16 protein-coding genes and 1 pseudogene are annotated in these 17,248 nt (G+C 69.8%); 10 read left to right on the plus strand and 7 right to left on the minus strand.

The genetic code is table 11. The annotated features are described in order from the left end of the window. The 4 genes from NUM_RS09590 to NUM_RS09605 form a co-directional block, all read right to left on the minus strand. Positions 1–179, minus strand: a 179-nt coding sequence (locus NUM_RS09590; protein WP_225918407.1) for a helix-turn-helix domain-containing protein, incomplete at its 3' end; no start/stop codon positions are given. Between the two features lie 127 nt (positions 180–306). Continuing rightward, a complete protein-coding gene (locus tag NUM_RS09595) occupies positions 307–1,608 on the minus strand; it encodes a S8 family serine peptidase (protein WP_207124456.1) in 1,302 nt (433 codons plus the stop codon). A gap of 59 nt (positions 1,609–1,667) precedes the next feature. Then, positions 1,668–2,963 (minus strand): hypothetical protein, encoded by a 1,296-nt coding sequence (locus NUM_RS09600; RefSeq protein ID WP_207124457.1) that lies wholly within the window; start codon positions 2,961–2,963, stop codon positions 1,668–1,670. Further along, entirely contained in the window at positions 2,960–3,622 is a 663-nt protein-coding gene (locus tag NUM_RS09605) for a hypothetical protein (protein WP_207124458.1), read from the minus strand. Before NUM_RS09605 ends, NUM_RS09600 begins: the two co-directional genes overlap by 4 nt. Positions 3,623–3,846: 224 nt before the next feature. On the opposite strand from NUM_RS09605, the gene NUM_RS09610 reads away from it, so the two are divergent. From NUM_RS09610 to NUM_RS09625, 4 genes are read left to right on the plus strand one after another with little or no spacing between them, the layout of a single operon-like run. Further along, positions 3,847–4,383: a hypothetical protein gene (locus NUM_RS09610; RefSeq protein ID WP_207124459.1), complete on the plus strand. Its 537-nt coding sequence runs from the start codon at positions 3,847–3,849 to the stop codon at positions 4,381–4,383. Between the two features lie 3 nt (positions 4,384–4,386). Further along, positions 4,387–5,187: a hypothetical protein gene (locus NUM_RS09615; RefSeq protein WP_207124460.1), complete on the plus strand. Its 801-nt coding sequence runs from the start codon at positions 4,387–4,389 to the stop codon at positions 5,185–5,187. Between the two features lie 16 nt (positions 5,188–5,203). Then, the gene (locus tag NUM_RS09620; RefSeq protein ID WP_207124461.1) at positions 5,204–5,638 is read left to right on the plus strand and encodes a hypothetical protein; all 435 of its coding nucleotides are present in this window, start codon (positions 5,204–5,206) and stop codon (positions 5,636–5,638) included. After that, a complete protein-coding gene (locus NUM_RS09625; RefSeq protein ID WP_207124462.1) occupies positions 5,638–6,693 on the plus strand; it encodes a hypothetical protein in 1,056 nt (351 codons plus the stop codon). Before NUM_RS09620 ends, NUM_RS09625 begins: the two co-directional genes overlap by 1 nt. A 93-nt stretch (positions 6,694–6,786) precedes the next feature. On the opposite strand, the gene NUM_RS09630 is transcribed toward NUM_RS09625, so the two are convergent. After that, the gene (locus tag NUM_RS09630) at positions 6,787–7,125 is read right to left on the minus strand and encodes an RNHCP domain-containing protein (RefSeq protein ID WP_207124482.1); all 339 of its coding nucleotides are present in this window, start codon (positions 7,123–7,125) and stop codon (positions 6,787–6,789) included. Positions 7,126–7,683: 558 nt separating this feature from the next. Between NUM_RS09630 and NUM_RS09635 the strand changes: the two genes are divergently transcribed. The 3 genes from NUM_RS09635 (at position 7,684) to NUM_RS09645 (ending at position 10,661) form a co-directional block, all read left to right on the plus strand. Next, positions 7,684–8,904, plus strand: a complete 1,221-nt coding sequence (locus NUM_RS09635; protein WP_225918461.1) for a glycoside hydrolase family 18 protein — start codon at positions 7,684–7,686, stop codon at positions 8,902–8,904. Positions 8,905–8,986: 82 nt separating this feature from the next. Then, the gene (locus NUM_RS09640; RefSeq protein ID WP_207124463.1) at positions 8,987–10,108 is read left to right on the plus strand and encodes a serine hydrolase domain-containing protein; all 1,122 of its coding nucleotides are present in this window, start codon (positions 8,987–8,989) and stop codon (positions 10,106–10,108) included. 70 nt (positions 10,109–10,178) lie between these two features. Next, a complete protein-coding gene (locus NUM_RS09645; protein WP_207124484.1) occupies positions 10,179–10,661 on the plus strand; it encodes an HIT family protein in 483 nt (160 codons plus the stop codon). Here NUM_RS09645 and NUM_RS09650 read toward each other — a convergent pair. Further along, positions 10,651–11,409 (minus strand): potassium channel family protein, encoded by a 759-nt coding sequence (locus NUM_RS09650; RefSeq protein WP_207124464.1) that lies wholly within the window; start codon positions 11,407–11,409, stop codon positions 10,651–10,653. The genes NUM_RS09645 and NUM_RS09650 overlap by 11 nt on opposite strands. Positions 11,410–11,556: 147 nt before the next feature. On the opposite strand from NUM_RS09650, the gene NUM_RS09655 reads away from it, so the two are divergent. Both NUM_RS09655 and NUM_RS09660 read left to right on the plus strand, forming a co-directional pair. Next, positions 11,557–13,293, plus strand: coding sequence for an MFS transporter (locus tag NUM_RS09655; RefSeq protein WP_207124465.1), 1,737 nt, complete (start codon positions 11,557–11,559; stop codon positions 13,291–13,293). A 53-nt stretch (positions 13,294–13,346) separates the two neighbouring features. Beyond that, the gene (locus NUM_RS09660; RefSeq protein ID WP_207124466.1) at positions 13,347–13,826 is read left to right on the plus strand and encodes a MarR family winged helix-turn-helix transcriptional regulator; all 480 of its coding nucleotides are present in this window, start codon (positions 13,347–13,349) and stop codon (positions 13,824–13,826) included. A 99-nt stretch (positions 13,827–13,925) separates the two neighbouring features. Here the strand turns inward: NUM_RS09660 and NUM_RS09665 are convergent, their stop codons facing one another. Further along, complete coding sequence (locus NUM_RS09665) at positions 13,926–16,121, minus strand: elongation factor G-like protein EF-G2 (protein WP_207124467.1); 2,196 nt, start codon at positions 16,119–16,121, stop codon at positions 13,926–13,928. 440 nt (positions 16,122–16,561) lie between these two features. Here NUM_RS09665 and pgsA point away from each other — a divergent pair. Next, positions 16,562–17,185, plus strand: a pseudogene (gene pgsA / locus NUM_RS09670) (phosphatidylinositol phosphate synthase); the annotation flags it as partial. Between the last annotated feature and the right edge of the window lie 63 nt (positions 17,186–17,248).

Consider the following 17,248-nt stretch of genomic DNA (forward strand, 5'->3'; position numbering starts at 1 on the left):
GCGCTGGGCCGGTCGAGTAGACCGGCTGGTCCTTCGGCCTGGTAACGGCGTTTCCACTTGGTCAAGCAGGCGCGAGACACGCCGGCTTCCGCGGCAACGTGGGCCAGCGGTCGGGTGGCGCACCGCTGGATCAGACGCAGCCTTCCGGCCGGTGTGAGTGGGGCGTTAGCGTGGGTCACGAGGGGTAGGTCCTTGCTGGCAGAGACGGTTGGTCGCACTTCCATCCTGCCGCCGGGACCTACCCCTCCCTCATCGCCAGGCCGGTGTCAACAACCTCACGAACCACAACAGCTAGCGGACCGACGCCTACCGGTGCTCGTCCGGAGGCGGGGGAGCGCCCAGGCTCGGCCCCCCGTGCGGTGCGCCCGGGCCGCCGCTCGACGACGGCTCGGTCCACGGCGCCGATCGTGCCTCCCCACCGGAGTCGCCGCCGGCCGGTACGGACATCGACGCGGTGGATGGCCCGGTCGGAGCCGTGTCCGATCGCGTGCTTCGCTTACCCCGTCGGGTCGCCACGACCAGCACGATCACCAGTAGCGCGATGACCGCGACAGCACCGATCGTGAGCGAGACGATCAACAGCCCGTTCGACGTACCGGACTTCTCGGCGGACGCGGCGGACTCGCCCGGGGTCGGCGCGGACGACGCCAACGGGTCGGCGACGATGCCGCCGAGCGGGTTCTTGTCGACCGTCGGTACGTCCGCCGTCAGCGCGGCGACCGGATTCACGATCCCGAACCCGTACCGCTGGTCCCACCCCTTCGGCCCGCGATCGGTGGCGGTCCTGATGATCCGGTTGATCACGTTCGCCGAGTCCATCCGCGGAAACTTCGCCCGCACCAACGCCGCCACCCCCGACACGATCGCCGCCGCGTCACTCGTGCCAGTGCCCTGTGCGTAACCACTGTTGCTCGCTGGTGACGGGCCAACGATCTTCACCGCAGGCGCCGCGAGCGTCGCATACTTGCCTTGTGCCGACCCTGTCCAGAAGTCACCTTCTTGGTTAACGCCCGTGACGTTGAGGACACCCTTCAAACGGCCCGGAGCCCCGACTGAGGTGATGCCCATGTCGGTGTTGCCAGCGCTGCCCACGACGAGCACGTCATGGATCTCGGCATAGTGGATCGCCGAGACGAGCCGTGGCGTGGATGAATTGCTACTCAACGAGATGTTGATGACGGTGACATGCCGGTCCACTGCCCAACGAACGGCATCCGCGACTGCGTTGTAGTCGAGGTCGGCGCCATCATCCGCAGCAACACGGGCGGGAAGGATCTCCACCCCGGGCGCCACGCCAAGCGCGTGCTGCGCGTTACCCCCTTGCGCGGCAATAATTCCAGCCATCGCGGTGCCGTGGCCGTTCGTGTCTTGCCGAGCGGGCGACCCCGCAGCTGCGCCGAACGACCGACCGGGCAGTACATGTCCAGAGAGATCCGGGTGGTTCGCATCGACTCCAGTGTCGATCACCGCGACGGTGACCCCGGCGCCGGAGCTGACGTGCTGTGCCTGCGGCACGTGCAGATAGTCGAGATACCACTGGCCATTGCGCACAGTGTCGGCGCGGGCCGCCGTGGGAACCGCCAAGAGCCCGATCACGGTGAGCGCCACGATCGCTGCGCGCCGTCGCCAGCCTGAGCGGTGCGCTGTCTCCGCGCTGCCTGTGTCGATCACTCAATCGCCCCTGCGCTGTTGGTCTTCGGCGCCAGGTTCTTTGGACGCCAGATCTCGTCATCGTCCTCGGTCAGCCAACTGCGCCGCTCGTCACGCTCCTTGTTGCCGCCGGTACCGCCGTTGTGCGGCATGGCGCCGTACATGTTCGATCGGCCCGCCGTGGCCGCGCCGCCTCTGCCAGCAGCGATGCCTCCCGGCCGGTCCGCTGCGGGACTAGCGGGCGGCATCACGGCCGCTCCGGATCCGATTGCCGGATCCGGCCCACCGATGCCTGTGCCGTAGCCGCCGCTGCCGCCACCGAAGCTGCCAGCTCCCGCGCCTCCGCCAGCTCCGAGCCCACTACCCGGTCCGCCACCAGGCGCGGCCGAGGCGGTACCACCGGCTAGCGCCGATCCGGGAATCTCGGCCCGGTGCGAATAATCGGTCGATTCACCAGACGCCCGGGCGTCGTTCGCCCAGTCCAAATCGGAGCGGCTGGAAGCAGCGTCCCATCCTGCCGCCGCCGGCGGAGGTGACCCGATACTCGGCCCGGTCGAGCCGCCATAGCTGCTGTAGCCGGCACCCCCGAGATCTCCACCGCCGTGGGCTCCTGCGCCGCTTCCGTCGCCAGTCGCATACGGATCCTCAGCACCGGCAACGCCAAAGTTCCCGGAGGGGATGGCGTAGGTCTGTTCGTTGTAGGCGTCGAGAAGGGTGCCGAAGGCGGCACGGGCCTGGCGGGTACCTTCGGCGTACCAGCGCTTGGCGTTGGCGTACCGCTGTGCGTTGGGGTTGGCCGATCCGCGGAAGTTGTTCTGGCTCGGGTCGGGCTTGCCGCCGATCTGCTCGTTGACGTAGTCGAGAAAGCCGCCGTCGTCGTAGCGGTCGCGGTGGGTGCGGAAGAAGTGGTACTGCACCTGGTTGCCGGTCTCCGCGTCGGAGTACTGGATCCCGTGCATGCCGAGGTGGTCGAGGTCGCCCATGTCCGGCAGCGGGATGTCGGCGATCGCGCGGGCCAGCGCGCCACCGGTGTCGCCGGACAGCTCGACCACCTTCGACGTCTTCCCGTAGAACGTGTCGATGGCCTTCACCAGGCCGTCGTAGTGCTTGCGGTAGGCGTCGGCGCCGGTACCCGACCAGTCCTTCTCGTTGAGCCGGCCGCGGATCTCGCGCAGCGTGCGGGATGCGGCGTCGAGGATCTGGAAGTACCTGTTGTAGGCCAGTTGCAGTTCGAACACTCGGTCCGGCCGGCCCGCCATGGTCACCGCGCGGATGATGCCTTCCCAGGTGAACCCGTCAACATCCTCGCTCACGCCCCACCGCCTCCGCCGTAGCCGCCGGTCGACCCGCTGCCGCCCGACCCGCCCGATTCACCGCCCGCGTCGGTTCCGGACCCGCCGGTGTCCCCCGACCCGCCGCCCTGTCCGCCGGTCGGGTCGGCACCCGGCGCATACCCACCGAACGCCGTGGCGGTGCCGTCGGTGCCGGTGCCTGAGTCCTTCGACGTGAGCAGCGACTCGACCTGCTTGGCCAGCAGTCGGTTTCGCGCCTCGGTCGATCGGTATCGCTTGGCAATGAGTTCGGTGCCGTCGGCCAGCTGCTGAATCGCCGAGGCCAGGCTCGTACCGAACTCGCGCGTCGACTCGGCGGCGGCGCCGTATCGCCCCCACAGGAAGTCCGCGTCGGAGAACCGGCCCGACGGATTGTTCCAGTCGTTCATCGCGCCGCCGTAGTGGTGCCCCGCGTGCCGGTCGGACAGCTCGACGATCTGCTTCGCCGCCTTGCTCAGGTCCCGGCTCAGATAGTCGGCGAGGTTGCTCAGCTCGCTGGCGACGTCCGCGAGGTGCTTGGCGTCTGCATGCAGATGGTGCCCGCCGGCTCCCACGGTCAGGTCGGGCGTCGTCGCTGTACCTTCGCCGTCGATCGCGTGCTCCGGCCCGTCGCTCGGCCCCGCCGCCCCGTCCAGCGCCACCCGGCACACTCCTCGCAACTCCCGCAAACCAACCGCCGCGACCCTATCGAACCTCCACCACCCCTCCGTGTCGCCGCCACGACAGGTCGACCGAAACACCCGGGGCTGCCCGAGTCCGCTGCGGCCGGGACCGGGCAGGTTTTCCCGGCGAGAAGGTGCCGTCGGGCGTTTGCGCCGACCTGACAGACTGCCTCGCGATCCATCTCTTTCACGATTGGCCCCCGATGGACGATGACGCACAACCCTGTGAATTGCCGGTCGAAGCGACGTCACCCGATGGGCAGATCATCGGTCGCATGCGAAACCGTGAAACCATCACGGTCGCCTTCCAGCCGTACACGTATCACCACTACACGGATGGCGAGCTGGCGCGCCAGCTCCGTCAGCTCGCTCGGCTCCTCAGCGTGACCTTCCGGCGAGAGTTCGACTCCTACCTGGAGGAGACGCTCGGCGGCCCTCGGACCACGACCGATTCGGCCGACAGCGCGGAGTACCAGCGGCGCCTGGCGGCAATCACCGCAGTCGGGCAGTCCCCTGACGGCTTCGTACGCCTTCGAAGCACCGCGCTCCTCGATTGGGAAGTAGAGGTAGCGACGGGCACGATCGCCCGCTTGCCCGAGACGGCGTTTCTTGACAACGTACACGCCGCCGTCCAGGACTTGATGCGCCGTCACCGGATGCAGGTATTGGCGCTCCAGGACGAGTTGTTCGGGCTGGGCCTTCCCTTCAAATTGAATACCGCCCAGAAGGTCAGGAGGTAGCGAATGAAACGCAGGTTTCGACGCTGTGCTCTCGTGGTGCTCGGGACTTCCCTCACTGTTGCCGTCGCCTCGTGTGGTCGCGCACCGGCCGATGACGCATCCACGCCGGGCAATTCGCCGACCGCAGCCGCCACGAGCGCAACGCCGTGTCGATTGACGGCCGTTGAAAACGGGTTCACTGCGCGCAACATCGATGATGCCGGCGTGATCGAGTGGGCGGCCGTAATAGAGAACAAGTGCGATCGGGTCGCCTACGGTGTCCGTGTCCATGCGGATGCACTGGATCGGCTGGGCAAAGAGATCAAGGTGCAGGGCGGGTATGTTGGCGGCGGCGCGGACTTGTCCGTGATCATGCCCGGCCAGACGGTGGCGGTCGCAGGCACCATAGATGCGGAAGAGAGCGATCCATTCACGACCGACGACGTCAAGTCGTTGAAGGTCACGACTGGTGGAACCGGCTGGTCGAAGGAACCAAATTGGATCACCGTGGACGAGTTGACGAAGGAATGGGGATATTGGCCACGAGTGCGTGCGGTCAAGATCCATCTCAGTGCACGTGACAAGGATGGGTCCGTATGGATCGACTTCGACCTCCGGGCCAGCGGCGGGCGGACGGCCACGCTGATGGATCCGTTTGGTGTCGTGGTGCTGCGCGACAGAAGCGGGAATGTTGTCTCGGGGGAGCGGATTCAGATCGCCGACCATGTGTATCAGCATCAGCGGACTGGTGTTTGGATCCCAGCCAGGGCAGATCCTAGCAAGACCGAAGTCTACGTCAACCAGCAAGCGCCCGACGTCTACTGAGAGACTTGAGGACCGTATGAAGGACAAGGGTTGGGAGTTCGGCATAGATCTCGGGGAGCTCATGTCGATTGGTCGAATTCAACTACCGCATCTCGCCTCGTCCTTCGCGGTAGCGAACAGGGCCGTTGCCCGTACGGCGCAACACGATCAGCAGATGTTCGTGGTAGGCATGGTCCCAGCAGGTTTGGAGCATTCGATGCAGGAGACGCATGGGCTCTTCACGGAGCTACGAGACATTGTTCAGGAGGCCATGGGTCACACTGCCGTGGCGCTGGAGCACTCCGGTCGGGTCATCGTGCACGTAGCGAACGCCTATGCCGACCGCGACGGCGAGGCAGAGGCGACGATGAAGAACTTCCTGAAAGACGATCCGACATATGGTCTGGCAAGCGGCGACACGGCGGACCCGAAGGTTCCCGACGTCTCCATGGTCGGCAGCGAGGCGACCTGATGTCAAACCTGACTTTCCATGGTCGAGATTCGCTCTATGCACTCGGGTTCGACGTACAAAAGGAAGCTGCGCGCGCACAGATTCGGTCTTACAACCATTTCATGAGTGCCACCGAGGCTGGTCGTGAAACCAGTGCCCAGGCCAGAGGTGTCTACGAGGAGACCGGGATAAGCATCCGCAGCGGCCGACATGGAGGAGTTGACACGCCAAGTGGCTTCTCTGATACGGCCTTCGAGATGTGGAAGGACATTCCTGGCCTTTTCGTCCAGTTCGCCGGGGCGAATCCACATGATTTCGAACCGGCGATCAGTGCCTTGTCGGAAGCGGCGTACTGCGTTCATATGGATCTCGCGCCAAGTCGCGCAAGCGGTGGCGATGGCTACGCGGTTCCTGAGAGGTTCCGGGCACCGGATGAGCCGATATCGACGAGGGTGGGAAATATCAAGCATCTGATGCAGGGCTGGAATGGCCGGGCCGCCGGCGCGTTCTCCGGATACATGTCAAAGCTTCCCGCCGCCGCTGAACTGCAGAGCGGGGTATCTCTTTCAATGGCCGCTGCGCTCGCTGGCAGGCAACAGATCCTCTCCGCAGCATACGCGGACATCTGGACCATCGGGACGAAGACCCGCGATGTCCTCCGGGCGTGGGGAACCTGCGACGGGGAAACGGCTACAGTCGTTACCCTGAGCGTCGTCGGTGTGTTGGCGACCATCGTTTCTGAGGTTGCCACCTTAGGGTTCGCGACACCGGAGCTGGTGGCCGCTGGCGCCGCAATAGGATCGGGCGTGGCCGGACTGGCAGGGACCTTTGCCAGCGTCGACCTCGGCGGAGCAAGTGTGCCCCGAATCATCTCGAACATGAAGGTTGCGATCAAAAAGCTCATCGGCGCGATGAAGAACGAGAACGACATGGTCAATGACCTGCTGGGTCGCGTTGCGGCCCGAGCGAATCAGTCTCGGAACTTTATCAGCATTCCGGAGCCGGACGCGCTCTACACGGTCGAGAAGTCCGATGTCTCCTACCTGGAAACTCGTAACGGCTTTTACGATGAATGATCGGAGCAACTGCGCCCGGAACCGCCGAGCCTTGTCGGGTGTGTGCATTGCGTCTGCCCGCCCGCGGGGCTGAGGCCCTCGGGCGGGCCTGCTTCATGGAGCCATCAGGGCAATGAGACGGTCCGGGTTGTCGGGGGAGTGGGTGTTGGTGGCGGTGCGGTTGCGGCGGGTGGCGCCGCAGCGGGTGCACCGGTGGATCAGTTGGTAGCCCTTCTTGCTGTGGTAGTCGACGGCGATCGGTACGAGCAGTCCGCCGCAGTCGGCGGCCCGGTCGCCCGGGAGGACGTCAACGTGCACCGAGTGCAGGCAGTGCGGGCAGTGGTTGCGAAATCCGCCGCCGGTGTGCGGCGGTATCTGGGCATGGCAGTGCACACACCGGAATCCGGTGTTCTGCGCGGCCTTCTTCTTGACGTTGGTGCGGTGCGTGGCGATGGTGCCGCCTCCGGCGAGTCGACGTGGTCGAGGACTCGGCGGGGCAGGGTTACGTTCGTTCTTCCCGCACGGGGCGGGTTCCGGGCTGGGGTGCGCGAGGGACTCGGTTCACCGCCGTCTGCTGCGGCGATTACTTCCGGTTCCGACTTCACCGCGTCTCCGCGGATCCGGACCACGACCGGGTTTCCGGCGCCGATGCTCGGTGCCGTTGTACCGGCCACTGTCGCGAAGGGCCTCCCACGCGCCACCGGTAGGTGTCAGCGCACCCGCACCGGCATCGGCGTCTTCCCCTGATCAGGCAGCCATCGCAGCGGGTCGGGCCATCCCTCCTCCAATGCGGTGAGCGGTCTGGTGCGGCGATCACGTTACCGACCGGGCATCCGGATGGCTCGTCCGTTTCGGACGGGCCGCGGGCGGTTATTCGCCTCAGCGCTGCCATGCCGGCGGCGAGGCGGTGGCGCGGTGCGACGTGCGTTGACATTTCGGGCAACCGGCGGGATCTTGGATCCGACAGCGTGGATTCTTTACTGTTTTCCCCTTCTGTCCTCGGAGGCCGTGATGGCCGTTCCTGCGCTCCGGTGGTCGATCCTCGCCGCCGTCCTCGTCGCCTTGTTTCCGCTGGTCGCCGGCACACCCGCGGCCGCAGGCCCGGCCGCCGGTGCCGCGACCGGCCCGCAGCGGCCCGTTCCCGGCACCGCGACCGGTGCGGCGCAACCGATCGCGCGCGCCGCGACGGGTGCGGTACTGCCCGGCCAGGGCGCCGCACGCCCGGACGCGGCGTCATCGGTGTCGGTGTACGGCGCCTGGCACTGTTCCGACGACGCGTGCCTGTGGGGCACCGTGCGCGACATGACCCAGTTCGACGCGGACAACCACTGGCTGATCGACCGGGGCGACGGCCGGCCGTCGGTCAACCTGGTCGTGCTCAGCTTCGTCAACCCGCTGCGGTTGCTGAACCAGACCACCGACGCGCAGACCGCCGACGGGGTGCCGGTGGGCATGAACCAGGCCGTCGTCGACTACTTCACCAGCCACGGGGTGCGGGTGATGCTCTCCATCGGCGGCATCACCTACGTCGACGACTGGAACACGGCACTGGCCACGGACGGCGCCCAACTGGGTCGCAACGCCGCCGCCGTCGCGCGCCGGCTCGGCGTCGGCATCGAGATCGACTACGAGGAGAGCAGCAGCCCGAACCTCACCGGGTTGCAGGCGTTCGTCGACGCCTACCGGGCGGCCGTCCCGTACGACGCGTCCGGCGCCGACCCGGCGGCCCGGCTGACCATCGACCTCGCCGCCGGTGATCGGTGGCTGATCGGCCTGACGCAGAAGGCGACCGCCGACTGGCTGCGCACCGACACGCCGGTCCTGGACTACGCGAACGCGATGGTGCCCAGCCGGCAGCCGTCGACCGGCACCGCCGAGTCGAACTGGACGGAGCATCTGGTCGGCAAGCCCAACTACAGCCCGCCGATCCCGCCGCTCGCGCCGGCCAAGTTCACCGGCAGCCTCTACATCGCCGAGGGTGCCAAGGTGCGTCCGGAGTGCACGGACTTCGCCGACTCGCTGCAGAACTCCACCGGCGACTTCGTCGGCAACGCCGCGCCGCAGGGCGCCGGCGCCAGTACCGGCATGCTCGGGTACATGTTCTGGGCCGCCGAGCGCCCGTCCACCCGCGGCGTGACGACCGATCCGCCGAACAGCTGCGAGGGCGGCGTCGGGGCCGGCGCCACCGCGTACTCGGTGCCGGTCCCGATGCCCGCCCTCCGCCAGAGCTGACGCCGTGCCGTACGTCGCCGATCCGCCGTCGTCCCGGCGGATGCCGGCGCATCATCGAAGGCGGCGACGGTGAGGTGCGGCGATGGTGGACTGGACGGAGAGTCTGACCCGGCGGGCCGGGGTCGATCCCGACCCGCTGGCCCGGGCGGTACGGCTGGTGGCCGGGCGCGGTGGGAGCGCGCAGCTGTGCGTGGTGCACGGCGACCGGGTGCTGGTCGACCGCTGCTTCGGCTGCCGGCCGGACGCGCTGTTCTGGCTGTTCTCCACCAGCAAGCCGTTCGTGGCGCTGCTGGTGCACCGGCTGGCCGAGCGGGGCCTGCTGGATCTGGACGAGCCGGTCGCGCGGTACTGGCCGGAGTTCGCCGCGCGGGGAAAGCAGCACGTCACGGTGCGGCACGTGCTGGCGCACCGGTCGGGGCTGCCGCTGGCGCACCACAGCATCGCCGCGGACTCGCTCGCGATGGTCGACGGGCCGCGCTTCGTGCGTGCCCTGGCACGGGCGCGTCCCCGGTGGGTGGCGGGCGCGGTCCCGGCGTACCACATCATCAGCTACGGCTACCTGCTCGGCGAGCTGGTGCGCCGCGTCACCGGCCGCCCGGTCGGCGCGGCTCTGCGCGAGGAGTTGCTGGATCCGTTGCGGTTGGGCGACATCCACCTCGGCCTGCCCGCCCCGCTGTACGGCCGGTCGGTGCCGGTGCACACCCGCGGCCGCACCCTGCCGGCCCGGTACTTTCTGAACCGCGGCGCGCTGCGGGCGGCGCCGATCCCGGCGGCCGGTGTCTCGGCGACCGCGCGCGACGTGGCGCTGTTCTACCGGATGCTGCTGCGCGGCGGTGAACTCGACGGCGCGCGGGTGCTCGCGCCGGCCACCGTCGCCGCCGCCCGCGAGCCGTCCACCACCGACGGAGAGCTGGACCGGCTGCTGCACGTGCCGGTCCGCTGGTCGTACGGGTTCCAGCTCGGTTCGGCGACGCCCGGCTCACCGTCGGCGAACCCGCTCGGGCAGACCAGCCATCGCGACGCGTTCGGCCACAACGGCTCCAACGCCTGCCTGGCCTGGGCCGACCCCACCCGCGACCTGGTGTTCGTGCACCTGGGCAACGTGTTCACCGCCGGGCACGAGGGGGCCCGCTACCTCGCCGAGGTCTCCGACGCCGTGCTGGCCGCGGTCGACGGCGGCCGTAGGATCGGTGGGCGTGAGTGACGAGCAGGTGATCCGGCAGGACGGTACCGGCGATCCGGACGAGCTGGAGCGACTCTGGACGCCGTTTCGGATGGCCTACATCCAGGGCGAGAACAAGCCGACCGGCCCGGCCGACGACCCGGCCGGCTGCCCGTTCTGCCGGGTGCCGACGCTGCCGGACGCCGAGGGGCTCGTCGTCGCCCGCGGTGCCAGCGTGTACGCGCTGCTCAACCTCTACCCGTACAACACCGGGCACCTGATGGTCTGCCCGTACCGGCACGTGCCCGACTACACCGATCTGACCGACGCGGAGCTGGCCGAGTTCGGCGCGTTCACCCAGACGGCGATGCGGGCGGTACGCCGGGCCAGCGGCGCCGAGGGCTTCAACATCGGAATGAACCAGGGCTCGGCCGGTGGTGCCGGTATCGCCGGCCACCTGCACCAGCACGTGGTGCCGCGGTGGGACGGTGACACGAACTTCATGCCGGTGATCGGGCACACCAAGGTGCTGCCGCAGCTGCTCGCCGACACCCGTACCCTGCTCGCCGCCGCCTGGTCGGCGATCACCGGCTGACGTCCGGGCCGCGATCGGTGCGCGACGCCGGGCGTTGGCCGGGGCCGGCGGGGTCGCGGCGCGCGGTGCGCCGGCGGGGGCGGCCGATGTTGGCGACCGCCATCGCCACCACGGTCACCAGGTACAGCTGGCCGATCACCGCCTCGGAGGCGGCGACCATCTGCCCGAGGCGGGCACGCGGCACGAGATCCCCGTACCCGGTCGTGGTGATCGTGACGAGGCTGAAGTAGAGGTAGTCGACGGGCCGGTCGGGCCCGCGGCCGGCGAAGAACGTCGGCCGGGCCGCGTCGATCAACCCGAACGCGTCCGCGTAGCCGACCGCGACGAGCAGGTAGACGCTCAGCGCGGCGGCGACGGTGGCCAGCGTGATCCGGGGCGAGCGGCCGACCCGGGCCAGCACGAGCGCGATCGTCCCGGCGACGAGCAGCATCGTCAGCGCGTCCCCGGCGATCACCAGCGGCCGGTACCCGGCGAGCAGGCCGGCGATCTCGATGAGCACCGCGACGGCGCCGGTGACGGCCGCGGCCCGCACCAACCGGGCGGGATAGCGGGCGGTGTGTACCGCGAACAGCAGGGTCAGCGCGAGCAGTACCGCGGCGAGGGCTCCGCCGGGACCGCCGAACCCGGTGCACACCAGCGCCAGCAGCACGGCGAACAGCACCACCCCGTACGCGTCGGGTTGCCGGGCCAGTCGCCACAGCCGGCGCAGCTGGCCCGGCGGCGCGGCGGGGCGCGGCGTGTCCGACATGGCTCCAGCATCCCAAGCGGAACCGGTACGGAGCTGGCATTCCGTCGGGTCCGACGTGACGTGCGTCCCGATCCGGCCGGATCGATCGGCGCCGCTATGTTAGTTAGCAGCAAGCAACTAGAATGGCGTGCGGGAGGTTGTGCACGCATGTCAGAGGCTGCCGTGTCGCAGGCCGCATCAGGTCGTCGAAACCGGTTCGATCGGGACCATCCGCGCTACAAGTGGGTGGCGCTGTCCAACACCACGGTGGGCATGCTGCTCGCCACCATCAACTCGTCCATCGTGATCATCTCGCTGCCGGCGATCTTCCGCGGCATCGGTCTCAACCCGCTGGAGCCGGGCAACGTCAGCTACCTGCTGTGGATGATCATGGGGTTCCTGCTGGTCTCGGCCGTGCTGGTGGTCTCGGTGGGTCGGCTGGGCGACATGTTCGGCCGGGTCAAGATCTACAACGGCGGCTTCGTCGTGTTCACCGTCGCCTCCATCGCGCTGTCGCTGGACCCGTTCCACGCCAGCGCCGGTGCGCTCTGGCTGATCGCCTGGCGGGTGGTGCAGGGCGTCGGCGGCGCGATGCTGTTCGCGAACTCCACCGCGATCCTGACCGACGCGTTCCACGAGAAGCAGCGCGGCATGGCGCTGGGCGTCAACCAGGTCGCGGCGATCGCCGGTTCGTTCGTCGGACTGGTCATCGGGGGAGTGCTGTCGGAGTACCACTGGCGGTGGGTGTTCCTGGTCAGCGTGCCGATCGGGATCGTCGGCACGATCTGGTCGTTCACCTCGCTGCGGGAGCTGGGGCAGCGCAAGCGCGAGTCGCTCGACTGGCCCGGCAACATCACCTTCGCCGCCGGGTTGTCGGTGCTGCTCGCCGCCATCACCTACGGCATCCAGCCGTACGGCTCGCACGCCACCGGGTGGGCCAATCCCAAGGTGGACGCCGGGCTGGTCCTCGGCGTGGTGCTGCTCGTCGCGTTCTGCATCATCGAGAGCAAGGTGCGCGAGCCGATGTTCCGGCTCAGCCTGTTCAGGATCCCGCGGTTCTCCGCCGGCAGCCTCGCCGTGCTGCTGTCCGCGATCGGCCGCGGCGGCCTGCAGTTCATGCTGATCATCTGGCTGCAGGGCATCTGGCTGCCGCTGCACGGCTACAACTTCGTCGACACCCCGCTGTGGGCCGGCATCTACATGCTGCCGCTGACCATCGGTTTCCTGCTCGCCGGCCCGGTCTCCGGCTACCTGTCCGACCGGTTCGGGCAGCGCGTCTTCGCCTCCGGCGGGCTGGTCATCGTGGCCTGCACGTTCCTCGGCATGATGCTGCTGCCGGTGAACTTCTCGTACCCGGTGTTCGCGCTGCTGCTGTTCGTCAACGGCGTGGGCTCGGGCATCTTCTCCTCGCCCAACACCTCGCGGGTGATGAGCAGCGTGCCGGCGCACCAGCGCGGCGCCGCCGCCGGCATGCGCGGTACGTTCCAGAACTCCGGCCAGGCGCTGTCGATCGGCATCTTCTTCTCCCTGATGATCGTCGGGTTGGCGGCCACCCTGCCGAGCACCCTGACGCACGGGCTGGAGCAGCAGGGCGTTCCGGCCGCGACCGCGCAGCAGGTGGGCAGCCTGCCACCGGTCGGCAGCCTGTTCGCCGCGTTCCTCGGGTACAACCCGATCGGCACCCTGGTGCCGCCGAGCGTGCTGCACCACCTGACCGCGCACCAGCAGCACACCCTGCTCGGCAAGCAGTTCTTCCCGCACCTGATCTCCGGCCCGGTGCATCAGGGGCTGGTCGTCGTGTTCACCGCCGCGGCGATCATGATGATCGTCGGAGCCGTGGCGTCGACCTTCGACGGCCGCCGTGCCCGCCGCGCCGACACCGATCCCACCGGGGCGGATGCGTAACAGCACGGTGGCCTAGGGTGGGGCATCCGCGATCCGGGAAGAGGGGGAAGGCAGTGTCCGACAAGCCCGCCACGGCCGCCGCTGCCGACACCGTGCCCGCCGCGGACCCCGCCGAGCCGTACGCGGCCGACGCCGCCGCCCTGTTCGTCGCGATGGCCCGGCTCAACCGGTTGGTGCGCCGCAAGGCGCCGGCGCAGCTGGGTCACTCCGCCGTCGCGGCGCTCGCCACCGTGGTGTGGTTCGGGCCGCTGCGGCCCAGCGACCTCGCCGCCCGGGAGGGCGTCAGCGCACCGACCATGACCCGGGTGTTGTCCGGCCTGGAGGCCGGCGGCTACGCGATCCGCGAGCCCGATCCGGCCGACGGCCGGGCCAGCCTGGTGCGCGCCACCGCCGAAGGTGTCGCGCTGATCAAGGGCAACCGGTCGGCGCGTTCCCGGGTACTGCGGGAGCGCATCGCCGCGCTGACCGACGAGCAGCGGGCGGCGCTGCGGGCCGCGCTGCCGGCCCTGCACGCGTTGACCGGCGACGACTGACCGCGCCGCGGCGACCTCCGTGGTCGCCGCGGGTGGCCGTTCGCCCGCGCACGTGGCCGCATCCGGCCGGGGACGGCGACCGGAGGCGGCCCGCGGTCGTCAGCGTGCCGCGTGCTCGGCCCGGATCTTGTCCGCGAGCTGCGCCGGCATCGGCTCGTACCGGACGAAGTGGCGGGTGAAGCTGCCGGTGCCGCTGGTCATCGAGCGCAGCTCGACGGAGTACCGCAGCAGCTCGGTGGCCGGCACCTCGGCGCGCACCAGGGTGCGGTCGCCCGGCTCCTGCTCGGTCCCGAGCACCCGGCCGCGGCGGCTCGACAGGTCGGACAGCACGGTACCGACGTGGCCGTCCGGCACCAGCACGGCGATCTCGTCCAGCGGCTCCAGCAGCGTCACCCCGGCCTGCGCTGCGGCGTCCTTGAGCGCCAGCGCGCCGGCGGTCTGGAACGCCGCGTCCGACGAGTCGACCGAGTGCGCCTTCCCGTCGGTCAACGTCACCCGCACGTCCACCACCGGGAACCCGGCCGCCAGCCCCGCCGCCAGCTGGTTCACCACACCCTTCTCCACGCTCGGGATGTACTGGTGCGGCACCGCGCCGCCGACCACCTTGTCCAGGTACTCGAACCCGCCGCCGGACGGCAGCGGCGCCACCTCGATGTCGCACACCGCGTACTGACCGTGGCCGCCGGACTGCTTGACGTGCCGGCCGTGCCCCGTCCCGGTGCCGGCGAACGTCTCCCGCAGGGCCACCCGTACCGGCTCGGTGTCGATCTCGGCGCCGCCGGCGCGCAGCCGGTCCAGCACCACGTCCGCGTGCGCCTCGCCCATGCACCACAGCACCAGCTGCCGGGTCTCGGCGTTGCGCTCCAGCCGCAGCGTCGGATCGCCGGCCACCAGCCGCGCCATGTTGCGGGCCAGCGCGTCCTCGTCCGACCGGGTGTGCGCCACGATCGCCACCGGCAGCAGCGGCTCGGGCATCTGCCACTGCTCGATCAGCAGCGGATCGGACTTCGCCGAGATCGTGTCGCCGGTCTCCGCGGTACCGGACTTGGTCACCGCGCACACGTCGCCGGCGATGCAGCGCGGCACCTCGCGCAGGGCGGTACCGAGGGGGGAGTAGAGGTGCGTGACCCGCTCGTCGGCGTCGTGGTCGGGGTGGCCGCGCTCGGCCAGGCCGTGCCCGGCGATGTGCACCGCCACCTCCGGGGTCAGCGTGCCGGAGAACACCCGTACCAGCGAGACCCGGCCGACGTACGGGTCGATCGTCGTCTTGACGACCTCGGCCACCAGCGGCCCGGACGGGTCGGCGGTGAGCGGGTCGCGCGGCGAGCCGTCCAGGTCGGTGACCGCGGGCAGGTTGTGCTCGGTCGGCCCGGGGAAGCCGCGCACGACGCCGGACAGCACCGAGTCCAGGCCCACCGAGCTCGGCGCGTCCACCGGGATCACCGGGTAGAACGAGCCGCGCGCCACCGCCTTCTCCAGGTCGGCGATCAGCGTGGCCTCGTCGATCGCCTCCCCGTCCAGGTAGCGGTCCATCAGGGTCTCGTCCTCGCTCTCGGCGATGATCCCCTCGATCAGCGCGTTGCGCGCCTCCTCGATCGCCTCGACGTGCGCGGCCTGCGCCGGCTGCTCGGCCGGCGGGTACCCGTTGGTGTAGTCGAACACGGTCTGGGTGATCAGGCCGATCAGCCCGACGACGGGCTCGCCGGCGTCCTCCGCGGCGTCGGCGGCACGCTCGCCGTGCACCGGCAGGTACAGCGGGAGCACGCCCTCGCCGAACACCCGCTGGCACAGCGCGACGGTCTCGTCGAAGTCGGCGCGGGCGGCGTCCAGCCGGGTCACCACCACGCCCCGGGGCAGGCCGACCGCGGCGCATTCGTCCCACAGCGCGATCGTCGCGGCGTCCATCCCGTCGACCGCGGACACCACGAACAGCGCCGCGTCCGCCGCCCGTAGCCCGGCCCGCAGCTCGCCGACGAAGTCGGAGTAGCCCGGCGTGTCCAGGAAATTGATCTTCGTGTCGCCCACCAGCACCGGTGCCACCGCCAGGTTGACCGAACGTTGCTGGCGCACCGCCGCCGGATCGGCGTCGCAGACCGTACTGCCGTCGGTGACCGTGCCGGCCCGCTCGATCGTGCCGGTGGCCGCGAGCAGCGCCTCGACCAGCGTCGTCTTCCCGACGCCGGAGTGCCCGACCAGCACGACGTTGCGCAGGTTGCGCGGATCATCGACCACCGGCCCAGGGCCGGCGGCTCCCTTCTCGGACCCTTTCTGCGGGCCCGTGCCTCGCTGTGCCATCCTGCTACCTCCCGTGCCGGGCCGTCCCTGCTGCCTCGACGAACGATCTGATCCGTCCCTGTCGCCGTCGGACGCTCCGTACCGGTCGCCCGCCGGACGCTCCGTGCCTGCCGCCGGACGATCCCGGGTCGCCACCACGACGCGTACCGTCACCGTCGCCGGGGCGGATGCTCACGCACCGCCTCCCGCCGATCACACACCCGCGCCCGTAATCGACACAACCCCGACGCGCCAGCCGGACAGCGGCGCCGAGAACGGTACGGGCCGGCCCGACCGCGGCCCTCCGCCGCCCTCCTGGCAACACGCTGAGTGCCGGGTACGGTGCGCTGCACGCCATGGTCGACAACCCGTTAAGGTGGGAAGCCGCGCCCGCCGGCGGGTGCGGGCGTCCGGCCGGAGCGGGTGCACCGGGGCGGACATCCCAACATCCTGGCGGGAGCATGGCGAAGATCTTCAGCGTTCTGGGCAGGGCCGGCGCCGCTCGTGTCGCCGCCCCCGTCGGCAAGGCCCTGCTGCGGGCCGGTGTCACGCCGGACGTGGTGACGCTGATCGGCACCGGGGCGGTGCTGGTCGGCGCGCTCGGGTTCGTGGCCCGCGGGCACATCCTCACCGGCTTGATCATCATCACCCTCAGTGTGTGCACCGACATGCTCGACGGCGCGATGGCCCGGGCTCGCGGCTACTCCACGCCGTTCGGCGCGTTCCTCGACTCGACCATGGACCGCATCGCCGACGCGGCGGTGTTCGGTTCGCTGGCGTTCTGGCTCGGCAACACCGACCACCCGCTGCCGGCGATCGGCGCGTTGATCTGCCTCGCCGCCGGTCAGGTCATCTCGTACGCGAAGGCCAGGGCGCAGAGCGTCGGCTTCGAGTGCAACGTCGGCATCGCGGAGCGGGCCGAACGGCTGGTCATCGTCGGCGTCGGCGGCCTGTTCTACATCTTCGGCCTGGACCTCGTGTTCTGGATCGCGATCTGGGTGCTCGCGGTGCTGTCGCTGATCACCGTCGCGCAGCGGATCCTGTACGTGCGCAAGCAGGCCGCCGGGATGCGCACCCCACTGGGCACCGGCGCCACGGGCGCACCGGCACCGGAGCGCGCCCCCGGCACGCCGACCGCGGAGCGCGCC

Source organism: Actinocatenispora comari (assembly GCF_017312725.1).
Classification (GTDB): Bacteria; Actinomycetota; Actinomycetes; order Mycobacteriales; family Micromonosporaceae; genus Actinocatenispora; species Actinocatenispora comari.